Source organism: Anabaena sp. CA = ATCC 33047 (genome assembly GCF_963870205.1).
In the GTDB taxonomy this organism is placed as follows: Bacteria; Cyanobacteriota; Cyanobacteriia; order Cyanobacteriales; family Nostocaceae; genus Trichormus.
Genome location: NZ_CAWMSA010000040.1, coordinates 121,540 through 146,802, shown reverse-complemented (window position 1 = coordinate 146,802; position 25,263 = coordinate 121,540). Strand labels below are relative to the sequence as shown.

17 protein-coding genes and 1 pseudogene are annotated in these 25,263 nt (G+C 40.6%); 8 read left to right on the top strand and 10 right to left on the bottom strand.

Annotated elements, in window-relative coordinates; all coding sequences use genetic code 11:
• Positions 1-90 precede the first annotated feature (90 nt).
• A complete protein-coding gene (locus AACS98_RS10130; protein WP_066379076.1) occupies positions 91-1,659 on the bottom strand; it encodes an energy transducer TonB in 1,569 nt (522 codons plus the stop codon).
• Between the two features lie 262 nt (positions 1,660-1,921).
• Here AACS98_RS10130 and AACS98_RS10125 point away from each other — a divergent pair, with 262 nt between their 5' ends.
• Both AACS98_RS10125 and AACS98_RS10120 read left to right on the top strand, forming a co-directional pair.
• Entirely contained in the window at positions 1,922-2,575 is a 654-nt protein-coding gene (locus AACS98_RS10125) for a MotA/TolQ/ExbB proton channel family protein (protein ID WP_066379074.1), read from the top strand.
• Entirely contained in the window at positions 2,559-2,963 is a 405-nt protein-coding gene (locus tag AACS98_RS10120) for an ExbD/TolR family protein (RefSeq protein ID WP_066379072.1), read from the top strand. The genes AACS98_RS10125 and AACS98_RS10120 overlap by 17 nt, the downstream gene beginning before the upstream one ends.
• A 116-nt stretch (positions 2,964-3,079) precedes the next feature.
• Here the strand turns inward: AACS98_RS10120 and mrdA are convergent, their stop codons facing one another.
• Entirely contained in the window at positions 3,080-4,897 is a 1,818-nt protein-coding gene (gene mrdA, locus AACS98_RS10115; RefSeq protein WP_066379069.1) for a penicillin-binding protein 2, read from the bottom strand.
• Positions 4,898-5,342: 445 nt separating this feature from the next.
• Here mrdA and AACS98_RS10110 point away from each other — a divergent pair, with 445 nt between their 5' ends.
• The 4 genes and pseudogenes from AACS98_RS10110 (at position 5,343) to AACS98_RS10095 (ending at position 8,964) form a co-directional block, all read left to right on the top strand.
• Positions 5,343-6,470, top strand: a complete 1,128-nt coding sequence (locus AACS98_RS10110; RefSeq protein WP_066379067.1) for an ABC transporter ATP-binding protein — start codon at positions 5,343-5,345, stop codon at positions 6,468-6,470.
• Positions 6,471-6,531: 61 nt separating this feature from the next.
• Positions 6,532-6,882: pseudogene (locus tag AACS98_RS10105) on the top strand (four helix bundle protein); the annotation flags it as partial.
• Positions 6,883-6,916: 34 nt separating this feature from the next.
• A complete protein-coding gene (locus tag AACS98_RS10100) occupies positions 6,917-7,999 on the top strand; it encodes a polyamine ABC transporter substrate-binding protein (RefSeq protein WP_066379066.1) in 1,083 nt (360 codons plus the stop codon).
• A gap of 74 nt (positions 8,000-8,073) precedes the next feature.
• Positions 8,074-8,964, top strand: coding sequence for an ABC transporter permease (locus AACS98_RS10095; protein ID WP_066379065.1), 891 nt, complete (start codon positions 8,074-8,076; stop codon positions 8,962-8,964).
• Between the two features lie 60 nt (positions 8,965-9,024).
• Here the strand turns inward: AACS98_RS10095 and AACS98_RS10090 are convergent, their stop codons facing one another.
• The 7 genes from AACS98_RS10090 to AACS98_RS10060 form a co-directional block, all read right to left on the bottom strand.
• The gene (locus tag AACS98_RS10090; RefSeq protein ID WP_066379061.1) at positions 9,025-12,558 is read right to left on the bottom strand and encodes a hybrid sensor histidine kinase/response regulator; all 3,534 of its coding nucleotides are present in this window, start codon (positions 12,556-12,558) and stop codon (positions 9,025-9,027) included.
• Between the two features lie 180 nt (positions 12,559-12,738).
• Positions 12,739-16,050 (bottom strand): GAF domain-containing protein, encoded by a 3,312-nt coding sequence (locus AACS98_RS10085; RefSeq protein WP_066379059.1) that lies wholly within the window; start codon positions 16,048-16,050, stop codon positions 12,739-12,741.
• 70 nt (positions 16,051-16,120) lie between these two features.
• Positions 16,121-16,594 (bottom strand): chemotaxis protein CheW, encoded by a 474-nt coding sequence (locus tag AACS98_RS10080; RefSeq protein ID WP_066379057.1) that lies wholly within the window; start codon positions 16,592-16,594, stop codon positions 16,121-16,123.
• A gap of 47 nt (positions 16,595-16,641) precedes the next feature.
• Entirely contained in the window at positions 16,642-17,004 is a 363-nt protein-coding gene (locus AACS98_RS10075) for a response regulator transcription factor (RefSeq protein ID WP_066379054.1), read from the bottom strand.
• A gap of 327 nt (positions 17,005-17,331) precedes the next feature.
• Positions 17,332-18,546, bottom strand: coding sequence for a response regulator (locus tag AACS98_RS10070; protein ID WP_066379595.1), 1,215 nt, complete (start codon positions 18,544-18,546; stop codon positions 17,332-17,334).
• Positions 18,547-19,329: 783 nt separating this feature from the next.
• Positions 19,330-21,081, bottom strand: coding sequence for a peptidoglycan-binding protein (locus AACS98_RS10065; RefSeq protein ID WP_066379052.1), 1,752 nt, complete (start codon positions 21,079-21,081; stop codon positions 19,330-19,332).
• A gap of 77 nt (positions 21,082-21,158) precedes the next feature.
• Positions 21,159-21,665, bottom strand: a complete 507-nt coding sequence (locus tag AACS98_RS10060; RefSeq protein WP_066379049.1) for a universal stress protein — start codon at positions 21,663-21,665, stop codon at positions 21,159-21,161.
• Positions 21,666-22,069: 404 nt separating this feature from the next.
• Between AACS98_RS10060 and AACS98_RS10055 the strand changes: the two genes are divergently transcribed.
• Together AACS98_RS10055 and ftsH are read left to right on the top strand one after the other, a co-directional pair.
• Entirely contained in the window at positions 22,070-22,789 is a 720-nt protein-coding gene (locus AACS98_RS10055; RefSeq protein ID WP_066379044.1) for a dienelactone hydrolase family protein, read from the top strand.
• Between the two features lie 110 nt (positions 22,790-22,899).
• Positions 22,900-24,879 carry an ATP-dependent zinc metalloprotease FtsH gene (gene ftsH, locus AACS98_RS10050; RefSeq protein WP_232317140.1) on the top strand — a complete coding sequence of 660 codons (1,980 nt, stop codon included), beginning with the start codon at positions 22,900-22,902 and terminating at the stop codon, positions 24,877-24,879.
• 78 nt (positions 24,880-24,957) lie between these two features.
• On the opposite strand, the gene AACS98_RS10045 is transcribed toward ftsH, so the two are convergent.
• A complete protein-coding gene (locus AACS98_RS10045; protein WP_066379043.1) occupies positions 24,958-25,230 on the bottom strand; it encodes a DUF5132 domain-containing protein in 273 nt (90 codons plus the stop codon).
• Between the last annotated feature and the right edge of the window lie 33 nt (positions 25,231-25,263).

Here is a 25,263-nt window from a genome sequence, read left to right as displayed (position 1 = left end):
ACTCCCAAACATAAAAACAACCGCTTAAAGTTCCTGACTGTTAACTGTTAACAGTCAACAGTCAACAGTCAACAATGATATGATATTCTGTTAATCATTGTTTGCCGTAGGGGTAGAAGCCTCTGATGATGACGGTTGAGATGGAGATGGCTGACGAGAACGACGTAAAGCATTCCGTAATCTACTGGCACTAGAAGATGAGTTTTCTTGTTTCTCAATCCTGCGCCGTCGCCGAGTTGCAGTTGGTTGTGCTGGGGGTGATGATTGGGTAGCTGTACGTTCACGTCGCACCCTACGTAAAGAATTTCTGACGCTTCTTTGATTGTTGGATGTTCTCGTGTTGCTGCTTGATGCTGTTGATGGTTGAGATTTCGGGGTATTTGAAGATGATGTTGGGGTTATTCGTCTACGTCTGACGCGAGTTTCTGCATTTCTGCTGACGGCAGCTTCTGTATTATTTGATGTATTTGATGTTCTGGAACTTTGCCGACTACTAGATGCTGCTTCTGTGGTTGATTGTTTTCTTGCTTGTGCTTGTCTTCTGCGTTCTTGTAGTTCGCGGTAACGTCGAGAACCTGTAATAGCATATTCAGTAGCTATAGACACACCCTGTCTACCAGAATTAGAAGGTTTTAATTTCCAGTTACGTGCTTGTCTGAGGGTTGCCTCATCTAATTCACGATTACCACTGGAGTTCACAATCCTGACATTAGTAACATTACCTTTTTCATCAGTATCAACTGCTACTTCAACTTTGCCTTCTATGCCTCTTCTTCTAGCTGCTTCAGGGTACTTAGTGCCGCACTCACGACAAGCTGCACGCCCATTTCCTGGGCTGGCAGGTTTACTATTATCACTATCACCAGTTTGAGGGATTTCTATTCGTCTACGTCTTGGCCCTGTAGCTATGATGCCACGACTTTCTCTGGTATTACCAGTTGCCGCACCAGCATTATTACCAGTCCCAGCATTATTACCAGTTCCTGTGCCAGTGCCAAGACTCACGCCATTGCCGGAACCGACAAGAACGTTAGAACTTGCGCTGCCAGCAGTATTACTGTTGTTTCCTTGACTGGCTCTAGTATCTCTGAGTCCACTCAACAAGCTTCTTAATTTTTCACTGCTTTCTCCTCCAGCTTGCGGTGTAGTTGGCTGTGGATTAACAGGTTGAGATTTTGTTACTTGGCTGGGTTGTGTTGTTGGCTGTGGTTTTTCGGGTGTGACGCTAGTTTTTTCGGGTTGCTGTTGAACAGGGGGAGTTTTCAGGTTACTAGAAAACTTTTGTACTGGCTCAGGTTTTAATTTTAGAGGAGCGATCGCCACGGGAGCGACTGGAGTAGGTGGTGGAGATACTAATGCAATTTCTCTGTTATTGCTGACATCTGCTTTAACTGGGCGTGAAGGAGTTTCTGGTTCAGGTTTTGGTTCTGGTTTAATTTCTTGTGGTGTTGGTTCTGTTTCTTCAATCGGAGAATCAAGTATTGTTACCTCTAGAGGTTCAACTTCAACTTCAGAAGTTCTACGCAATAACGTACTTATACCTATAGTTACTATACCAATATGCAACGCTACCGAGCCAATTAGACTGTAAACCAGAAAAGACCTGAGAGCGTTAGTTTCTTTGGAACGCTGTTCAACAGCTATGCCCGAAAAGGTCATGATTTATTGCGAGTCAATATTACTAACTTAGACATAGTAGAATGCTCAGATAGAAATATCAAGTAATTAGTTTGTTAAGATTTTAGCTGTATAAAATGGCTATAAAATAGTTATAGAGGGTTTTTTAGCGATTTTTTAGTGAAAATTCTTCCCAAATAATTGCAAAAAAATTTGCAGATTTCTTGAAACTATCTTGACAATATCTCTCAACTTAGCTGAGGATGCTAGTAGTTTTTGTGTGTTTGGGATTACGAGGCTTTGCATGGTAATTCAGAATCTGTTCACGGCTGGCGGCATAGTCATGTGGCCGCTATTGGGATTTTCTATATTGGCAGTGGCGTTAATTATTGAACGTATTAAGTTTTGGTTGAGAATCCATAACCGTCAAAGCCGTGTGATTAAAGAGGTATTGAAACTCTATCGATTAGACAATTTAGTGGGTGCAATGGATAAACTGCAAAAAAATGCAGATTTGCCGCTTGCACGGATTTTTTTAGCAGCGTTGGAATTAGAAGAACCCACGCCGGAAGAATTTCGTTTAGCTTTAGAAAGTGAAGCACAAGCTGAGATACCTATACTCAAACGCTTTCAAAATATTTTTGACACCATCATTGGTTTAGCCCCATTATTAGGTCTACTTGGGACTGTATTAGGTTTGATTACGTCTTTTGCTTCTTTGGATATTGGTGATGTCGGAGGTACGAAAACCGCAGGTGTGACTGCTGGGATTAGTGAAGCTTTGGTGTCTACAGCCGCCGGGTTAGTGGTTGCTATATTTACACTGTTGTTCTCCAACTCCTTCCGGGGACTTTATAGCCGACAGATGGCTTTGTTTCAGGAATACGGAGGACAGTTAGAATTACTCTATCGTCGTCGCTATGAACGAGGAGAAAAAGCCCATGCGTCTGCAAGATGAACCGGATCTGCCAGCACAAATCAATATTGTGCCGATGATTGATGTAATTTTTGCGATTTTGACATTTTTTATTATGTCAACGCTATTTTTAACTAGGTCAGAAGGATTACCAGTTAATTTACCAAAGGCAGCTACAGCCAATCAACAGCAAGTACCTGAAAAAGTTACAATCACGGTGGACGAAAAAGGAGAAGTTAGCCTAAATCGTCAACCAATTTTAGTGAATTCTCTAGCCGAACAGATACGTAATTTAGCTGGTTCTAACTCAGAGGTTGTGGTAATTATTAATGCTGATGAAAGAGTAGGACACGGTAAAGTTGTAGCCGTGATGGATCAGGTAAGACAAGTCAAGGGGGCAAAACTAGCGATCGCCACTCAAAAGCAGTAATCAGGGAGTGGGGAATGGGAGCAGGGGAGGCAGGGGAAGCGGAGGGAGAATAACTTTTACCCATTCAACCGTCAACCTTCCCCAATGACTAATGACTAATGACTAATGACTAATGACTAATTACTTGCTGGTTTTTGATACTTGCCAGGGTACTTGCGTTGGAAATAGTCTTCCATAATTTGGAGAATCATCGGGGCGGCAACGCTACCGCCACCACCACCGGAATGTTCAGCAAAGGCGACAATAAGGATTTCTGGCTGATCAGCAGGAGCATAAGCACCGAACCAAGCATGATTTTGTTTGATCCGACCCTTCCATGCTTCAGCTGTGCCACTTTTACCTGCGACTGGGGGAACTGTGGGTTTATTTAAAACTTTGCCAGTCCCTTCAGTGATTACCTTACGCAACCCCTCACGCAGAAGTTTGATAGTAGATGGCTTCATCTTGACAGCTTCTCGCCAACTTCTGGCTTCTTCATTGTCTTTAAGTAAATGTGGTTGGACGCGATAACCACCATTAGCAGGTACAGCAAACATGACAGCCACTTGCAAAGGTGTGGCAAGTAAAGCACCTTGACCAATAGACATATTAATCGTATCGCCTACAGTCCAAGGCATCTTCCAGGCTTTCTGTTTCCATTTGTCATCGGGGACTAAACCTCTGGATTCTTCTGAGACAAACTCAAAGCCTGTTTTCTTGCCAAAACCATACTTGCGAGTCCATTCAATCAAAGTAGGGCCGCCGATGGCTTTACCAACTTGATAGAAGAAAGTATCACTACTCCACTGCATTGCTCCCACAAAACCTAATGGGCCGAAACCAGCATGATTCCATTCACCAAATCGAGTTCCACCAATAGTTAAAGAACCGTAGGTTTGTAGGACTGTGTTGGGAGAAAACTTCCCGGACTCCAGCCCTGCGGTTTTGGTGACAATTTTAAAGGTGCTGGCGGGTGGAAAGGCACTGAGGGCGCGATTAACTAGAGGATGTTCTTCGCCTTGTACAGATTGCCAGTCTTTTTGTGAGAGTTTTTGCTTGGAGAAAATATTGGGATCAAAGGTGGGATGAGACACCATTGCTAAGACTGCACCATTTTTGGGGTCAAGGGCGACAATTGCACCATTGCGAGTTCCCAAGGCTTTCTCTGCTGCCAGTTGTACATTTAAATCTATGGTGAGGCGAATATCATTACCAGCTTTGGCTTGTTTTTCTCCCAATACCCGCAATGGTCGCCCAGCCCCATCTACTTCTACTTGCTGACCTCCCCATTCTCCTCTCAGTAAGGTTTCATAGGCTTTCTCTACCCCCATTTGCCCAATCACATCTCCCAAACGATAGCCCTCTTTTCTCTTTTCTTTGAGTTGTTCGGGAGTTAATTCTCGTGTATATCCCAATACATGAGCTAATTCTCGACCGTGGGGATAATAGCGCACGGCTTCTGTATGTATTTCTACATCTGGGAGTTCGTTTTCATACTCTTTCATGGCTGTGATTTGGGCTTCATTTAAATCACGAGCAATCCGAATCAATGAAGAGGAGTTAGCACCAGCTTCTTCGAGTTTCTTTTCGATTTCTGCTTGGGGGATATCCAAAACCTGGGATAGACGCGGCCCGACGACAGCCCAAGCGGGTTTAGTATGTGCCATTGGCCATAAATATACAGAATGGGGATAACGTGTACTGGCGAGAAGTTTGCCATTTCGGTCAAAAATATTACCTCTTTCTGGTTGTTTAGGCAGTGTCCGAATCCGATTAGCTTCGGCTCGCTTGCGGTGGTATTCTCCTTCCACAATTTGTAAATATGCCAAGCGGACACCGATCCCAGTCGTCATTAACAGGGTAAAGATAATCAAAAATATAGATTGATAACTACGTCCGACTGTACGGGTATTTTTTTGTCCGCCAAGTGGAGAAAGTGGTTGTAACAAAGTCATAAGAGAGAATTTATTAGTTATTACGATTTGGGTAAGATGCTGTTAACATCCTGTCAATTATTGATAATCAAAGAAATTGCGATCGCTCTGCCCTAGGATTTTACTCAAAATTATGGCTCAATTGATGATGCCAAATCAGGAATTGCCTTTATTCCACAAGTCTATCAACTGAGAGATGAGCTAAATCTAATAATTGTGAGCCTAGTATTGCAAAACATGACTCAGAGGTAAAGTCAACCACAAAAGACAGCACAAGTGATCACTATTCTTTGTATAGAGTTCCTAGAAACTGCCATATCCTGTTGAGTGTGACACAATTGGGAACATTCTTTGATGCACAGTGGTTTTCGGCAGATACAATAAACCCAAGTGTGATTTTTGTTCTACTTAATAGGCTACATTAGGTGACAAATTCACGTAAACTCGTGGCATTCTACTGAAGATTATGGCTCAAACTGTGACCCAGCACCAGAAAGGAATTTTGGCTTTTCAGCCGCTTGATGTGGAATTGCGTAATGTGTTCAAGTTTTTCAAGCAAGAACCAGCAGTACACGGTGTAGATTTGGACATCAGACAGGGGGAGTTTTTTAGTATTTTGGGCCCTTCTGGGTGCGGGAAAACAACCACACTGCGTCTGATTGCTGGGTTTGAAACAGTTGATGCGGGTAAGTTATTGATTCAGGGTCAGCCGATGACTAATGTACCTGCTTACCGTCGCCCCGTGAATACAGTATTTCAGAGTTATGCTTTGTTTAACCATTTGAATGTGTGGGATAACATCGCCTTTGGACTACGCTTAAAAAAATTCCGTAAGGCAGAAATTGAAAGTCGCGTCAAGGAAGCTTTACAACTCGTAAAAATGGAAAGTTTGCGATCGCGCTTTCCTGGTCAACTGTCTGGGGGTCAACAGCAAAGGGTAGCATTGGCCAGGGCTATAGTCAATCGTCCGGCTGTGCTGCTGTTAGATGAGCCTTTGGGGGCGTTAGATTTAAAACTACGCAAGGAAATGCAGGTTGAATTATCTAATTTACACAAAAACCTGGGTTTAACTTTCATTATGGTGACGCATGACCAAGAAGAGGCTTTATCATTAAGCGATCGCATCGCTGTCATGAATCAAGGTAAAATTGAGCAAATTGGTACTCCCTGCGAAATTTACGAACGTCCCAAAACCTCTTTTGTCGCTGATTTTATTGGCGATACCAATTTATTTAGTGGTGAAATTACATCTGTAGAAGCCTCAACAGTGCAAGTTGTGACAAAAACTGGACTCACTATTGCAGTGCATCGTACTGAAGATACACCCACAGAATTATTAAAAGTTGTAGCAGTAAGTGTACGTCCAGAAAAAATTCAGCTTTCCTTATATCAGCCTAGCACAGTCAACAATTGCTTTGAGGGAAGGCTAGTAAATGTGATGTATTTAGGAACTCACGTTAATTATGTTGTGGAATTAATTAACGGTATCAATATTAATGTTTTACAACCCAATACTTTTGGCAGTTTACCAGACCGTGACACCCCCATTTATGCTTGGTGGGCAAAAGAAGATTGTTTAGCAATTAGTCATTAGTCATTAGTCATTGGTCATTAATTATGGGTTAAGCTGGAAAATGCCGCATGGGAGGTTTTAAGAGTTACGAGTTTATCAATTGGCAGAAAAATTAGCTGATAATATCTGGAAAATTGTCAATGAGTGGGAGTCATTACCGAAAGATACAATAGGTAGACAAATTATTCGATCAGCAGATAGCATTGGTGCAAATATTGCTGAAGGAGTAGGTCGAGGTAGTTATCAAGATAATAGAAGATTTGTCAGAATGGCAAGAGGTTCTTTGTATGAGACACAACACTGGCTAAGAAGAGCATATAGACGTAATCTGTTAACATCTGAACAAATAAAAGCACTAAGTCTAATCATTAATGATTTAGCACCTCAATTAAACGCCTATCTAAAATCTATCGGCAATATTCCAGATGACTAATGACTAATGACTAATAACTAATGACTAATAACTAATGACTAAAAGACGTAATTTTATCCAAGGAGTAACAGCACTTTCTACTTTATCTTTAGCTGGTTGTGGCTGGAGGTTGGCTGATGTGCGGGCTTCTACTAACTCTGGGCGCACCGATCAATTATATATATACACTTGGACACAATATTCTGATCAAAAACTATTACAAACCTTCACTACTCAAACGGGGCTGAAGGTATTAGTAGATGTTTATGACTCTAATGAAGTGATGTTAGCAAAATTGTTAGCGGGAGGTGGTGGTACTTATAGCCTGATTTACCCATCTGACTATATGGTGCAGAAGATGGTAGACAGGAATTTATTAATAGAGTTACAACATGATCGCCTAATTGGTTTAGAGAATTTATTTCCTCAGTTTCAAAATCCTAGTTATGACTCTAACAACCGTTACAGCATCCCGTTTAATTGGGGAACAACTGGGTTACTTTATAACTCGGAAGTTTTGCCACAAGCACCTGAAGATTGGGATTATCTTTGGCAAAATAAAGATATCCTCAATAAACGCATGACATTATTAAATGATGTGCGGGAAGTTATGGGTGCTGTATTGCGAATGTTGGGTTATTCGTATAACTCACAAAATGAAAATGAAATCAAACAAGCTTATGAAAAATTAACAGAATTAAAACCTGCGATCGCAGCTTTTGATACTGACGCTTGGCAAAATCAAATCTTGGCAGGTGATTTAATGATCGCAATGTGTTATTCCGCAGATGCCATCAGAGTGAGTAAGGAAAACCCCAAGCTAAAATATGTAATTCCTCGCAGTGGTTCGTCATTATGGACTGACACAATGGTAATTCTAAAATCAGCACCAAATATAGATGGTGCTTATGCTTGGATTAACTTTATGTTACAGCCAGAAATAGCAGCTAGCATCAGCCAAAGATTAAAAATTGCTACACCTAATCAAGCAGGGTTTGAACTATTGCCAAATAACATTAAAAATAATGTGAATTTTTTTCCTCCCGATGCAATTTTAGAAAAGTGTGAACGCATTAGCCCCTTGGGTAATTTTGAAGAAGTTTATGAGCGATATTGGACTCAATTAACTAGCAGTTAAAGTTAGTCATTAGTCATTAGTCATTAGTCATTAGTCATTAGTCATTAGTCATTAGTCATTAGTTTCTAAAAATCGTGTCTACTGAAATTCGTAATTTTGACAAGAACGAACTAAATCGCCCCCGATTTAATTGGCTACAACCTTTGATATTACTTGCGCCGGCTGGTGTTTGGTTGTTACTTTTGTTGGTGTTACCAACACTGATAATTTTGCAATTAAGTTTAGTCCCAAATATTCGACCAGGTGATATAGTTAACCCTAGTGGTTTTGATAATTATATCCGTATAATTGACCCTTTATACTTACAGGTGATTGTGCGATCGCTTGGGTTGGCAGTTGGTACAACTATCATCTGTTTAGTGTTGGGTTTCCCTGTCGCCTATTGGATAGCTCAAATAGCACCGCAACGGTGGCGCAACTTGCTATTATTGGGTTTTGTTTTACCTTTGTGGACTTCTTCCCTACTGCGTGCCTACGCTTGGATTACAATTTTACGCCCTACTGGGTTACTAAATAGTTTGCTTAGTAGTGTAGGCTTACCTACGCTAGAATTACTCAACAGAGTGCCGGCTGTATTAATTGGCATGAGTTACAGCTTGTTACCCTACATGGTGTTAATTTTATATGCTTCCCTGGAAAAGTTAGACAAGCGTTTATTAGAAGCAGCAGCCGATTTAGGTGCAAATCCAGTACAGAGTTTTTGGAAAGTGACGATTCCGCAAATTTTCCCAGGAATTGCGGCTGGTTCTTTGCTAGTCTTGATCACAGGATTAGGAGATTTTATCGATCCAGAATTATTAGGTGGTGCTGCTAGTATGACGGCGGCGCGATTAGTTTATAATCAATTTCTGGGCGTGACTCAAAACTGGGGGTTTGGTTCAGCTTTGAGTATGACGTTAATTTTAGCTGTCAGTATTGCGATCGCTCTCCTCATTAGACTTGGTGAAGCCACACCAAAGGCATAAGTTTGTAGTAGAGACTATCTACAAAATGTAGAGACGTTGCATGCAACGTCTCTACATAATTCACAGAGTAACTAACTGATGGTGTTTCTGTTGTTCTGTATGCAGTAATTTCTCAATCATAGCTAACAATTCATGTTCTAAATAAGGCTTGGTTAAGTAACCCTTAGCACCCAATTCTTCAGCTAGTTGGCGATGTTTTTCTGCACTGCGAGAAGTCAGAATAACTATAGGTAGTTGGGATAGGTTGGGGTTTTTCCGAATATTACTTAATAATTCAAATCCATTCATCCGTGGCATTTCTAAATCCGAGATGATAACTTGAATTTCGGGATGTCGTTGTAACTGTTCTAAAGCTTCTATCCCATGCTGTGCTGCTATAACTTGATACCCAGATTTTTGCAGCGTTAAAGAAAGAGTTTGGCGCAGACTAATAGCATCATCTACTACTAAAATTACTGGTGGTGTTTTCTGCGGTGCTTCTATCGATTGGTTGGGAGGTTCTTTGATAGTATTTGTCGGTTGAGAAGCACTCAATAGTGGTATTGGTTTTAGGTTAGACTCTGACTGTGGTAAGGCTTGCTCATCGGCAGGATTCGCTGCTGGTAATGCGCCTACATCTAGTGTGGCTTGCATCTCAATAGATTGTAGCAACAAAGCACCATCAATTACTAAGATGAGAGTACCATTAGCCAAACTACTACAACCATAAATGTATTTGGGAGGTGCGATCGCATTTCCTAAAGGTCTAATAACTAATTCTTGTTCGCCGATAATTTGGTCAACTTCTAAAGCAAAAATACCATGATTTCGCCGCAACACTAACACAGGATTATTCATAACTTCTGTGTTATTCTCACTCAGTAAATAGCGATTATTTACATTGTAATCAAAAGAATTATTATAAGACATCAACTCTGATAGTTGATAGAGGCTGACCATATTTTCATCATCCCCTGTATGGTAGTGCAGAACTTTTTTACCTTCAAATTCTTTGATTTGTTGCGGGAAGGGAATGACAATTTTGTCGATACTATCTAATAGTAAAGCGTAAATAGTACCACCAGCTTGGACTAACATTAATTGGTCGGTAGTCATAGAAAAAGGAATTTTCAGGATAAATGTTGTTCCTTGATTGGGTAAGGATTGAACTGCAATTGAGCCGTTAAGAGTTTGCATTTGAGAACGCACAATATCTAACCCCATTCCCCGCCCAGAAATTTCACTCACCTGTTCAGCAGTGGAAAATCCGGGCGCAAACATCACATCTAATAAATCTGCTTCATGCCAGTGTTCATTGTCTGGGTTAAAATTCAGTTCATTAGCTTTTTTGCGAATCTTTTCTAAACTCAATCCTTGTCCATCATCTCGAACTTCAATCACTGTTTGACTACCTTGATGGTAGGCGCAGATTTCAATCACACCTTGTTCTGGTTTACCACGTTCCCGGCGTAGTTGCGGCGATTCGATCCCGTGGTCAAAAGCATTACGCACTAATTGTACAATCGGATCGTAAAGTTTTTCCGCGATCGCCTTATCTACCAGTAACCCTGTACCAGTCAGGCGCAATTCCACTGATTTTTGATAAACATTCCCCAATTTCTGCACCATCTGAGGAAGGCGATTCAAAATATTACCTAAAGGTAACATCCTAGCTTCGACTAAATTATCAATCATTGTCAAAGCTAAATTTTGTTGCTTGTCGTTGATTTGGCTAGCTTGTTTGAGAAGTAAATCAATTGATTCTGTAGTTTCTTGTAATTGTAGTGTCTCTTCTATCGCTTCGTGTAATGTCAACTGAAATTCTGTATAAGCATCCATTTCTAATGCGTCAAATTTCACCGATGCAAAATCTTGGCTATATTGTCCATTGAGACTTTGCATCTGTAACGGTAAATCCCGTAATTTATTTAAAGTTTCTTGATGTCTGCTCAGACGTTGCAACAATCCCTCTAAAATGTCTTGAGTTTGTTCATCATTTAAAGTACGTCGTTTTTGATAAATTAATGATTCACCAGCTAAGTAATTCAGGCGTTGCAGTCCGTCTACATCAACACGAATAAATGTATGCTGTTGATTTTTCCTATTTTGATAAGACAGAGATTTATCTTCTGATGGTTCATTCACAACATCAATTGCTGTTTCTGTCATCTCTGTAGTGGTGGGTTCACTCACCACTAAAGCTGTTTGCTCATTGTTATCTTGATTAACTGGCTCATCTGCTAAGTTTTCCTCAGTTTCTCCTCCCCATAGTTCTTCTAGGAGTTGATCATTTGCAATAGATTCAGGCTTTGATATGGGTTGAAAAACTAATAGTGTTTGTAACTTAGGACTATCAGACCAATTTTTATCTTCAGCATTTACAGGCGGATGTTTTTTATATTCTGCTGCTAGTAAACTAATTTTATTTTGTAATGCTTGAATAAAAGGAATAATATACTCAGATTTTTTAGTTGAATAGTGAAATTTAGCAACTGCTAGCAGAATAATAGCAATCATTCCGTGGCGATAAAGACAAAGACTATCACTATCATCATCACTACGAATATACTCTAAAAATTGACTCAGCCAGCTATCAACATAACTCAGCAAATTTTCGCCTTCAGGATTGGTAATCAACATCTCCAGCGATAATTCTGATTCTGGTATTGCCCTTTCATGATTAAACCAGCCCAGCATACAGCGCACAACTTTTAAATAAAATTTAGCGGTTGTGGGTTGAATGCACTCCTGCTTATTTTTGCCGGATGTTGTTAAAAATTGATAAAATTCTGCTTCCCTATCGCAAGATTGAGGATTGACAGCCTGTGTAGTTAATGTGAGTTGTTGTAACGCCGTAGATGGTTCACCGCCACGGGTGCGATCGCCTGCTAAAATTGCTTGTTGTGCCTCCTGCAAATTAACCAGAGCAATCTTAGCTATCTGCTCTACTTGCTCAGGATTAGTTTGTAAAGCTAACAGCATTGTTTGAGCAATTTCCCCAAACCCTGGTAAATTTAAAGATTCTGCCAAGCCAATAAATACTTCAGCTTGTTCAGTTAACAACTCGCTGAATTCAGTTGGACTTAAACTATGTTCAATAGCTTCAGCAATATTTTCTAACCGTTGTTTAACACCAGTCTCAAATATAGATTGGACAATATCAAAACCCAATTCTTCGGAAGTAGGAATATGATGCTCATCACCAAAAGCATCACCTAATTTAGCCTGAATTTTGGCAAATACTGAAGCGGCTCTTTCTAAAATTTCCTCATGATTAATCACGCTACCAGTGATTTCTGCGGTTAAGGCTAAATGCAAGCATTCATAACCTTGATGTAAAAATGTTTGTAGTTCCGAATCTATCAATACATCTGGATTATATAGAGATTTAAATATATCTTCTAAGGAGTGGGCTATGGTCTTAATTACTTCTAAGCCAACAGTAGCAGCACCACCTTTAATCGTATGGGTAGCGCGCATTAAGTTATGCACTGTCCCCTTGTTATAACTTGTCGATAAATTTAATAATTCCTGTTCAATAGTTTCCAATAATTCAGGGGCTTCTGCTATGAAATAAATATAGCCCTGCTCACGAATTTCAGTATCTGTAATCATAATCTGGGACTGGGTATTGGGGACTGGGTATTGGGGACTGGGTATTGGAGAGTTGCGAATGGGAACAGGGGATTGGGGATTGGGGACTGGGTAAAAATTCTTCTTCCTCCGCTTCCTCCGCTTCCCCTGCTTCCTCCGCTTCCTCCGCTCCCCTATTCCCTACTCCCCACTCCCTGATTGTTAATTCACTTTGAACTTACTGACAGTTGTTAACAACTCTTGCGCCATATCTGATAAATCTTGGAATACAGCCGCAATTTCTTGGGATTCGCCAAAGGTTTTGTTAGCAATGTCTGCAACATCTTTCATGGAATTAGTTACTGAAACAGATTGCGCCATTTGTTTTTGGGTTGCGTCAGTAATACGTTGAATTAGCTGGCTAATTTCCGCAGTTGCAGACACAATGGCATTTAAGTTTTGACGGGTGTCATTAACAAAGTTTGTGCCTTCTACTACCTGCTGAATTCCTGTTTCCATTGCTACCGCAACTTCCCCAGTTTCCTCTTGAATCTCCTGAACTAATTTTTCAATCTCAATTGTCGCTGCTGCTGATTGGCGAGACAAAGAACGCACTTCATCAGCTACGACTGCAAAGCCTTTACCGTATTCTCCGGCGCGTGTGGCTTCAATGGCAGCGTTCAAAGCCAGTACGTTTGTCTGGGTAGCAAAGCTACTAATCAAATTCACTACTTTAGAGATTTTTTGTGAGGATTCACCGAGGCGTTTAATCTTTTTGCTAGTTTGCGCTACGGTTTCTCGAATCGCTTGAATGGCTTGTACAGTCTTGTTCATGGCTGCATCGCCAGATTCAACGGTTTGGTTGGCTTGTTTGACTGATTCTTGTACCAAATCTGCACTATTAACTACAGCTTGGGTAGCGTTTACCATTTGTTGAATCTCACCCAAAGCGATGTTAATCTCATCCGACTGTTGTTTGGCAAGGTTATTTAGTTCTGCCAAGGAAGCATTACTGTCGCTAGAAGTTTGGGCAACTTTTTGAGATGATGACTGTACCTGCAATACAATCTGGCGCAATGCTTGCAGGGTGTTGTTGTAAGCATCGGCGATAGTGCCTAATTCATCTTCTGTAATCGGCGCACGTACTGTTAAATCCCCCTGTAAAGCTGGTCTAACCGCCATCAGCAGTTGAATAGAACGTTGTTGTAATAACTCTTTGGCGGCTTTATCCCGTGCGGCGGCTTCTGCTAGTTGGGTTGATTGTGTTTGCAGTTTTTGCAGGTATTCCGTCTGTTGTAATGCTAGTCCTAATTGGTCGCCAATTCTGGATAACAGGGTGACTTGTGACTCTTCCCAATCACGCACGCCGGAATTTTGATAAGCTGCTAATAGTCCCCACAATTGTTCACCGAAAAAGATGGGAACAATCATGTAAGCTTTGATTTCAAATTGTTCTAAAATCTCAATGTGGCACTGAAAATGACCAGCTTTGTAGATATCATTAACTACGAAGCTTTCACCTTTAGCATAGCGACCGCCTTGGGTTTCTTGCAGGTGGGTATCTTCCCAGACGGTTTTGATATCTGGCCCGACTAATTTCACCCACAGATGACCAACTGATTCGGCAATAAATTCGCCACTCCAATCAGGGTTGAAACGATAGACAGCCACGCGATCGCATCTTAATAATTGCCGTAAGTCTTGAGTGGTAATCTTGAAGATTTCTTCTATATCTACGGCTTGGCGGATGCGGTTAACTATCTTAGTCAAGGCTTTTTCTTGTTCTGCTATCTGAGCGAGTTTCTCAGATTTGATTCGCACTTCTTCTAGATAGTCTAACTGTGATTTGGCTAAACTAAATTGTGAGGCAATTTGAGTTAAAAAGTTGACTTCCCATGATTGCCATTCCCGTGAGCCAGAATTTTGATACGCTGCTAATAAACCCCAGAGTTGTTCACCAAAAAATATCGGCACTATGATGTAAGCTTTGGCTTCAAATTGCTCCAATATTTCTATATGACAGGGGGCTAAACCTATTTGATAAATATCATTGACTACAAAGTTTTCACCTCTGACATACCGACCGCCTTTAGTATCTTGCAGGTAGGTATCGTCTAGCACGGTTTTGATATCTGGCCCTACTAATTTTGTCCAACCGTTGCCGACTGACTCCGCCACAAACATACCACCCCAGTCTGGTTTGAACTGATAAACAGCCACGCGATCGCATTTTAATGCTGTCCGTACTTCTTGGGTGGTGGTTTTAAAGATATTATCAACATCTTGCGCTTGACGGATGCGGTTAACTATCTTGGTAAAGGCTTTTTCTTGTTCGGCAATTTGCTTTAATTGTTCAGATTGCAAACGCATTTGGTCTAAATATTCGGCGTGAGCGATCGCTACACCAAACTGCAAGCCAATCTGATTTAAAAAGCTCAATTCCCACTCTTGCCAATCACGAGTCCCACTATTTTGATATGCTGCTAATAATCCCCATAATTGTTGACCTGCAAATACAGGAACTATCATGTAAGCTTTGACTTCAAATTGTTCTAAAATCTCAATGTGGCACTGAAAATGACCAGCTTTGTAGATATCATTAACCACAAAGCTTTCACCTTTAGCATATCGACCACCTTGAGTTTCTTGCAGGTGAGTATCTTCCCAAACCATTTTATAGTCGGGAGTCACTATTTTTACCCAACCACTACCAACTGATTCGGCAATAAATTGACCACTCCAATCAGGATTGAAGCGATAAATACCCACGCGATCGCACTTCAATAACTGTCTGATTTCTTGGGTAGTGGTTTGGAAAATTTTCTCGATATCATTTATATGTAAAATCTTATCGATAACTTTGGCTACTGATTGTTTAGCCTGAGTCTGCAATTGCAATTCTTTATGCAGTTCAAAGCTCTGGAGTCTGTAGGTTAATTCTGTGGTAACTTGCGATAGTAAGGTAATTTCTAATTCTTGCCATTGTCTGGCACAAGCACAACTATGTACTGCGAGTAATCCCCAAACTTTCCCTTCTACCACTATCGGTAAACTTAAACTGGCTTTGATTTGAAATTTATCGAACAGTTGTTTTTGATAGGGAGTTACTTGTACTTGCTTCACATCATCAATTGTGACTGGTTCTACATAGTCTTGATTGGTATATAAACCAAATAGAATCCCAGGGAGAATTTCACCTACAGCCGGTGTCCAACCGAGAGTACGCGATTCTGATAATACTGTCCCAGAATCTGATGCTAAAAACTGATAAATTACCGCGCGATCGCAAGTAATTTTTTCTCTAACTTTCGCTACCGTAACCTTTAAGACTGCATCTTTATCTGATGCTAGGCGCATCTGGTTAGTAATGTCTTGTAGTTGCTGTCTCCAAGTTTTAAATTCTTGAGTAATTGCACTAGATACATTATGATGAGAATTATGACTTAAATTCACACCATCTTTAGTTTTTTCTAACGGTTCTACTGTAGAAACTAAATCATCACTTTCATGACTGTTATGATACGCAATTGTCATTTTATAGACCTCTAGCCATTTATTAGTTTAATAATGTTAGTAATGAATTTTTAAAGCCATTACCCAAATCTCAATTATGTGTAGCCCACATCGGGGAATGAATAATAGCATCAGCATCGAGATTGAACATCATTCTCTCTGCGTCGTTAATAAAGTATCCTTGCAAAAAAGGCGATATCGATTGAGAAAATAATTCCGCAGATGGTGCTTTCATTTGCTCCATATCTAGCCATTCAATATCCATCAATTGCCTAACTAATAGCCCTAAATGCTTGCCATTTTTTTCTAATACAATCGTCATCATTTTTGTCATCAGATTTGTGGCTGGTGGCAAAGGCGGATACCCTAACATCTCCTCTAAATCCACTAACCACAGCATTTCATCGCGCCAGTTATAAACACCTAATATACAACTAGGCATCTGAGGCATACTACATACATCACCCAAAGATACCTGCAAAACTTCTGTGATATTCTCTAAAGAAATTACTGCTGTATCTCTGGCTCCTAAATGAAAACTTAAAAACTTTTGCTGACTATCCAAAGCTATTTGTCCTTTGATGTTATCCTTTACTAGAGTGACAACACTGCCTATTTACAGAATTGCTTCAGTGTTAATGCCAACTCTTCTTGATTTATCGGTTTAGAAAGATAAGCCTCTGCTCCTAGCATATTTCCCCACATTTTATCGACATCAGTATTTTTGGTTGAACAAAAAACTACAGGTATTTTGCTCGTATCTGGATTACTTTTTAGTTCTCGACAGATTTCAAATCCACTTTTACCCGGCAGAATGACATCGAGAAAAATTAAATCTGGCTTAGTTCTATCGATTTTGACTTTCGCTTCCTCACTGCTGGTTGCGCTAATTACAGAACAGCCAGCTTGTTGCAAATAACGGCTGATAATCTCCATATCAGTTAAGCCATCTTCAATTACTAAAACAGTAGTCATAGACATTACCTAGAAAAATTATTAGTGGTCAGACAATCAAATCAATAGCCCTTGCATCCAGATGCCAACAGGCTTTTATCTTGTTATATTGTGATTTGTTTCTGCTGAATTTAGTTCAGTAAAAATACTGACTGTTACATTTCTTGATTTAATGCCTATCTCATGAATAATCACCAAAATACTTTGAGAGACACAATGACTCGCATCTCTACAAATGGTTGATTTGGCGCATATTTGTTAAAATATGTCACAGCTTTAAAATTCCGCAACAATTAAAGCTGAAGAAAACATCTCCACAACTCATGAAAATCTTGATTTTTGCCAACCTCAAGCTATACGTTCACGCACAACTCCTAAACCTGAGTTGCTGTTGGCTTGAGATTGCGCCTGTACAGGCAAGTATTTACGAACAATACTCAATACTTTATCTGTAGCTACAGGTTTAGTCAGAAAATCTGTAGAACCGACCACTTTCGCCCTGACTCTATCTAACAGCCCGTCATTGCCAGTTAAGATAATCACAGGCGTATTAGCAAAAGAGGAGATACGCCGCAACTGAGTACAGATTTCGTAACCACTAGCCACAGGCATAACCAAGTCTAAGAAAATTAAGTCTGGTTTCTCTTGGATGAGAGTTGGTAAAGCTTGTACCGCATCTTGAATCTTGATAAACCTCAGTCCGTGGGAAGTGATAATCTCCTCCATGATTTGACAAACTTGAGGACTATCATCCACACAAGCCACCAACGGCAGATGAGATTTTTTGGGTTGTGCAGATATAGACTTGTTGGCAGTTTCTAATATAGCTAAAGGTAAATCAGGTACTTCTATTAATTCGATAATACCTTTGAGAACATAAGGCAGCAATGAACGAGAGATAGCTACAACATTCTGCTTCATTCTGGCGGCTAAGTCTCGCAATGTCTGTTTACCATTAATCAAACTGACAAAGTTTTTGTAAACAGATGGACTAACTAGCTGCTGTAGCTGTTCTGGTCTTCTAATTATTGGTGCTAAGTCAGGGAAAACATTCGCCAAACCAGCCTCTGCCCACGATTGCCATGAATCCTGCATCTGTTTGATTGACAAATCTGCACTGGTGAAACTCATGGGTGTTTCCAGAATCACCTCTTGGTTGCGAGTGCAACTCACAGACACAAAATTTGTCTGTTGGGCTATGTCAAAGAGAACTTCCGACAAAGTGTTCTCTACAATGGTGTTAATCTGTTCTCGTTGAATTTTTTGTCTTTTATACAAAATTTCCAACAGACGATAATCCCAATACTCAGTTACAGTATCTTGTTGACGTAGCTGCATTTTATCCACATCAATCTGTGGACAATGTTGAGCTATATGTCTACGCCATCGCCGAAAAGGATGTTTTCCGCCAGTCGCCCACACTATCCGGCCTAAGCGATAGTAAAAAACCCATCGGTTTCCTTTTGGGCTACTAATCACTAACTGTCCGTTGTACTGTAGTTGAGTACAAGTTTTAAATTCATTCAAAATGTTATTTGATACCATCAGTTCCGGGTGGGTCATACCTTCTACCTTTACTTTGTCCATCAGCCTTTTCAACACCCAACCTAGCCATTTTTTTAAGCAGGATTATTTATCTGTATCGGTTTATTTGGCTAAATATGTTGAATATCAGCCTGTTTATTTTCTTTGACTGGGCATCTAACAGACTTGACTGAAGAGTAAAAATATTCAGTTAACTGTAAATGCCAGACATTAATCCTGCTGATGCCAACAGAATGCAACACTTTTTCTTCAAATAGTGGAAATTACCGTTAAATTTTCTCTATTAAATAAAAAAAAATGTTACACCTTTGTCTAGACTCCAATATACAGATAGATTTATTTGATGTAACTATTGTAGAGATTGTTAATTTAATTTATATCCGTACAAATTCTGATTTTTCTTGAGAAGAAAAATCATATACTTCCGCAATATATATGAGTTTTGGGCAAATGGTTCCAAAAATTCTAACTTAGTTAATATATTTACAATTCTTAATGACAACTATAAATTTTAGTATATTTTCTATAATTAAATAAAAATTACGTGTAAGCAAATTTAAACAGAAAATCAAACCTAATAACGTTAAATTAATTAAAACATCATTTAAATAATCTAATATCAAGCAGATATTTCTTTAAAACTACCGGATGAGCAAGACTGGTTTAAAATACTGCATTCACAAATATCCGTCTGAGCAGTATTTATCGGCTTAGAAATAGACAGTTTTGACACTATATGTTTTTACACGTTTAGTTAAGTTTAAATGCTGCACTATTTGATATTTGCTACGCCACTACTTTTTAATCTTGAAAAATCATGATGTTGCCAGAATAGCAAGCTACCCAAACTTCTCTAGTTTTTGGATCGTAAGTAATGCCGATGGGATTAGCTTCTACATTTACTTTTTGTAACACTTTCATATCCCTAGTCCGAACTTTGCTCACGGTATGTTCTTTGTAGTTAACAACATAAAGGATTTGACCATCATCAGATAACGCCATACTACGCGGAGCATTACCTGTAAAGACTTTATCTATAACCTTTCTTTGGGGTAAACTAATTTTGACAACTTTTCCTTCACCATTTAAAGAAGCATAGAGATATTCACCACTGGGATCTATGTTGAGATGTCTTGGTGAACGACCGATATTTTTGAGCCATTTCACCGAAAAATCTCTGAGAGAGACTTGTGCAATATCATAAGAACCCATGACAGCAACATAGGCTGTTTCGGAATTTCCATCTACGGCAATGCCGCGAGGATATTTACCTAATTTAATGCGTTTGATTTCTTGATTTTTCACCGCATCAACGACGCTCAAATCCCAAGAACACCAATTACTGACTAATATCAGTCGCTCATCGGCTGAGGTTGCTACATATTTGGGGACAGAACCCACTTGAATTACTTGATCAATATCGAGAGTTTCTGTATTAATGCGATATAAAAAACTCTTGTCGGTTTTTTGAGCAGGATAACAGTTATCGCTACCAGGGTTATTAAAACCGGGGCCATACATTTTATAGTTAGACACCCAAGCATACTTGCCATTATGGGAAAAACTCGCCTCAACTGGTGCGCCTCTATATTTCCCTTTGACCTTGCTATAACCGTATTGTGATAAATCTACTGCATCGGAAATTTCTTTAACTAATTCATAGTTGCGGTTGTATACAGTGATGGTGTGGTTGTACATCATGTTTTGGGCAAAAAATAACCCATTACCCGAATAAACCACTGATTTAGGGGAAATATTCCCAGAAATGGTTTTGATGTGCTTCATTCCCTGGGAACGTTTGAAAGTAGTAGCTGTTGGCGGTTTGACTTGCACTTGAGTTTTTGTGGTGACAACAGGTGCAGAGGCTAAGTTGCTAGAGTGGGATTTGAGGGCAGAAAATGTCTGCGGCCCTGCGATACCATCAATAGTCAGCCGCTTTGCTTGCTGAAATTTGATGACTGCGGCTTGTGTTGCTGCGTCAAAGTAACCTGTGATGGGTTGTTTAAAGTATCCGATCGCTTGCAATTGTTGTTGTAGGGAGATGACTTGATCATTTTTGTCGCCTTGTCTGAGCGATCGTTGTGATGTTGGTGGTGATTGTTGCTGCTGGGCGACATCTGGCGAGGTGGTGGGTGGGGAGGAAGATGAGGCTATTTTATCCCACCCAGAACTAGACTCTAGAGCCGCCAGTGTTTTCGGCCCGACAATGCCATCAGGTGTTAAACCTTTGGCTTTCTGAAAATTTCTGACGGCGGTTTCTGTGATTGAGCCAAAATATCCTGTGGGTTTGTGTTGTAAGTATCCAGCAGCTTGTAACTTTTGCTGGAGGGACACCACTTGAGAACTGCTGTCACCTCGTTTGAGTGCCATAGCTTGGTTAGATAAATTCACCGCACCCAAAGCTACAGAAACCGCTAGTATGATTGCTCCACTGTGGTTTTTTATCCAAGCTGGTTGCGGAATGTATAAATCCGAATCAGTAACAGTTGCTGGTTCTGAATTGCTAGAGGCTGCGTAACTCTCGGCGAGATGCAAGTAGGCAAGTGTGTCCATAGTTAAGGAATCACCAAGACCTGGCTAATGAGGAGTAAAATTTAAAACTCATTTTACCATCTGTCAAAGATGTACGGTTATGTGAGCATTTCAGTTGTGGTAGGCATTTTTCCTTGGATGACCATGACTGAGCAAGGTGCATGATGAACTACGTAGTTACTCACACTACCTAAGAAAAACTCACTCAGTCCCGCACGACCGCGACGACCGAGCATAATTAAGTCAGCCGGCCAACTGCGGGCTACTTCACAGATGATCCGCCCAGCATCGCCGACGTTTTGGGTAAAGCCGGTTTTGACACCTGCGCTGATGGCGGTGTTGGTGAGCGATCGCAACCAATCTAGTCTTTGTTGTTTCAGTTTTTCCCATTGCTGCAAATATGTGTCCATCTGTTCAGGTGGTACGGTTGGATATATAGCATCTGGCTGCATGAATATAGGGCTGACATAAGGTTCTTCTAATGGTGAAAGCACATGCAGCAACATCATTTCTGCATTGGTTGCTTTCGCTACAAATATACCTTGCTCAAAAATATACTTTTCTATTTCTGATGGGTCTATCGCTACTAAAATTCTCTGATACATCATTAAGAGTCTCCTCTAATATCGGTAGTAGATATGAGTCAAAGCTAATATAGAGAAAAAGCTGACTCCCATTTATGTAGATAGATTTAATCTGATTTAGATGCTCATTTTAGGATTTGCAATCTATCTTGAGGATGAAAATTATTGCTAAGTGACTTATCAATAATTCGGTAAAGGTTTAATTTGGCAATTCGTTATTCATACTAACAGCTAATTGGTTTGGGCAGTTATTTATAGCTACAGTAAATAAGGAGCATCCTCTAGGTGGAGATTTTTTTAACGCGGAGGGACGCGGAGGAAACGCGGAGGAACGCAAAGGTTTGGTAGTTGCAAAATTAATTGTGGGATGAGGGAATAAAATAGGATTTTTTGCTGCGGTTACTTTCATTTTTTGAGATATTGCCATGAATAAGACACCTTTATCCAATGTTGAAGAGCAAATTGTGATTCTGGAATTAGACAGGATTCATCTGACAGGAGAATTGGTTTTACCTACTGATGCTGAGGGAATTGTGCTGTTTACACATAGCGGTAGCAGCAGTCGATATAGTAGCTATAATCATTATTTGGCTCATGTTTTGCGTCAGGAAGGAAGGTTGGCGACTTTATTAGTTGACCTGCTGACGAAGGAAGAGGAAGCTATTGACCAACGTACTAAACATTTCCGTTGTGATATGGCTTTTCTGGCTGCTCGCATTGTGGGCATCACTGATTGGTTGTTGGAAAATCCTACTACTCACAATCTTAATGTTGGCTACTTTGGCGCAGATACAGGTAGTGGTGCCGCATTATTGGCAGCTACAACCCGTCCAATGGCGGTAAGGGCGATTGTTTCCCGCAGTGGACAAACTGATTTGGTAAGTACGGCACTTTCTTGTGTACAAACTCCCACTTTGTTAATTGTTGGGGAGAATGATTTACCTATTATTGCGATGAATGAAGATGCGATCGCTCAGATTGCTACACAACACAAGCAGTTAGAAGTTATTCCCGGCGCAACTCACCAGTTTGGTGAATCTGGAGCGATGGAAGAAGTAGGACGTTTAGCTAGTCAATGGTTTAAACATTATCTCTCTTCTTTGGCTCCACGAGATTTACATCTACATTCTATGTCTTTGAGGTGAAGCCGGGATGTAGGGCAGGGGAGGCTTTCACAGCCGGGAGCAGGGAGCAAGGGGAGAGGACTTTCCCCTTTTTTCCCAGTCAAGAGTCCCCAACACAGGAGCAATTTACTATGCCTATGAAAACTAATGGCGATCGCAATACTAAAGCACCAGAACCTAGACAGTTTGGGGGTGGTTTTATATTGTGGTTAGCATTTTTAATATTTTTAAATGTCATTCTGTTTAGCTCACCTCGCTATCCCCAAGTACCTTACAGTGATTTTGTCTCTCAGGTGGAAGCTGGTAAGGTGGCTCGTGTTGTTATCGGTTCTGACAAAATTGAATATGAATTAAAACCAGCACCTAATGCTGAGACATCTGAGGACAAAAGCAATCGGGTGTTTACTACTATCCCTCTGCCGACAGATTCGCAATTACCTCAAATTCTCCGACAGCATAATGTTGAGTATTCTGCTCAACCTCCTAGTCGTACTGGTTGGATTTCTACTTTATTCGCTTGGATTTTACCACCATTGATTTTTCTCGGTATTTGGGGCTTTTTGCTCAGTCGCAGTCAAATGAGTGGCCCGGCTGCTTTAAATATTGGTAAAAGTAATGCGCGGATTTATTCCGAAGGCACTACAGGCGTAACTTTCGCTGATGTGGCTGGTGTGGAGGAAGCTAAGGTTGAATTGCAAGAAATTGTAGATTTTCTCAAAAATGCTGCCAAGTATAAGCGATTAGGGGCGAAAATCCCGAAAGGTGTTTTGTTAATCGGCCCCCCAGGTACGGGTAAAACTTTATTAGCCAAGGCGATCGCTGGTGAGGCGGGTGTTCCTTTTTTTAGTATCTCTGGCTCAGAATTTATTGAATTATTTGTGGGGATTGGTGCTGCACGGGTAAGAAATTTATTTGAGCAAGCCAAGCAACAAGCACCTTGCATTGTATTTATTGATGAGTTGGATGCTTTGGGTAAGTCTCGTGCTGGTAGTGGGCCGATGATTGGTAGTAATGATGAGCGCGAACAAACTTTAAATCAATTACTATCGGAAATGGATGGATTTAATCCCAATACTGGGGTGATTCTCCTGGCTGCAACCAACCGTCCAGAGGTTTTAGACCCTGCTTTGCGTCGTCCTGGTCGATTTGACCGCCAAATTATGGTAGATCGTCCCGATAAAAGTGGTCGAGAAGCAATTCTTAAAATCCACGCTAAACAAGTGAAATTAGGGGAAAATGTCGATTTATCTAGGTTAGCTGCCAGAACTCCGGGGTTTGCTGGCGCAGATTTAGCTAACTTGGTTAATGAAGCGGCATTGTTAGCAGCCCGATGCAATCATGAAACGGTGACAATGGCTGATTTTAATGAGGCTATTGAGCGTCTGATTACAGGGTTAGAGAAAAAATCACGGGTGTTGAATGAGACAGAGAAAAAAACCGTTGCCTATCACGAAGTTGGTCACGCCTTAATTGGGGCTTTACTTCCCGGTGCGGGAATTGTCGAAAAAATCTCTGTAGTTCCTCGTGGTGTGGGTGCTTTGGGCTACACCCTCCAGTTACCCGAAGAAGACCGCTTTTTGATGACAGAAGATGAAATCCGGGGGCGAATTGTCGCACTTTTGGGTGGACGTTCCGCAGAGGAGTTAACTTTTGGTAAGGCTTCCACTGGGGCGAGTGATGATATTCAAAAAGCTACTGATTTGGCGGAACGTTTTGTGACACTTTATGGTATGAGTAATAAATTAGGGCCAGTAGCTTTTGAGAAGATACAACAAGAATTTTTGGAAGGTTTGAGCCATCCTCGCCGGGCTGTGAGTCAAAAAATTGCTGAAGCTATTGATATAGAAGTGACAGAAATAGTGGATGGGGCGCACCAGATGGCGTTGAGAATTTTGCAGGTGAATCAAGCACTGTTGCGAGAAACAGCCGAAATTTTGTTAGAGAAAGAAATTTTGGAAGGGGAAGAATTGCGATCGCGTCTTTATCGTGTTCAACGTCCCCCAGAAATGGATCAATGGTTGCAAACAGGAATGATATCGAGTCAAAATTCAAAATACCCTGTGGGTAGGTTTACCCCTCCGCAGCAAAATAAGCTACAAAATTTCAAATGATTGATTTTTGAGCAAGTAGAGGCGTACAGAAGAACGCAAGAGTTATGTTGACTAATTTTTTGAGATATCAGCAAGATTTTAAGGGGTAGGTTCGGCTGATTTCATGCGTTCTTCGCCAACTTCCGCCCTAGCTTCGGCAATGATGTCTTCCCAGGTTTCTCCTAAGTCTGCTATGGTGTGTTTATTATTTTCATAGAAAGCAATGCCTTTTTTGACAATGGCTTTAGCTATTGGTCTACCTGCACTACCTATGACTGGTAACAATACTGGGATGAGAACTATCCCGACAATACCTGTAATTCCTAATCCTTCTACTAAATCGCCCAGGTCGGGTAAAAGTTTAACTGACATAATGTTTTTAACCCCCTGTTTTAGTTGATTTAA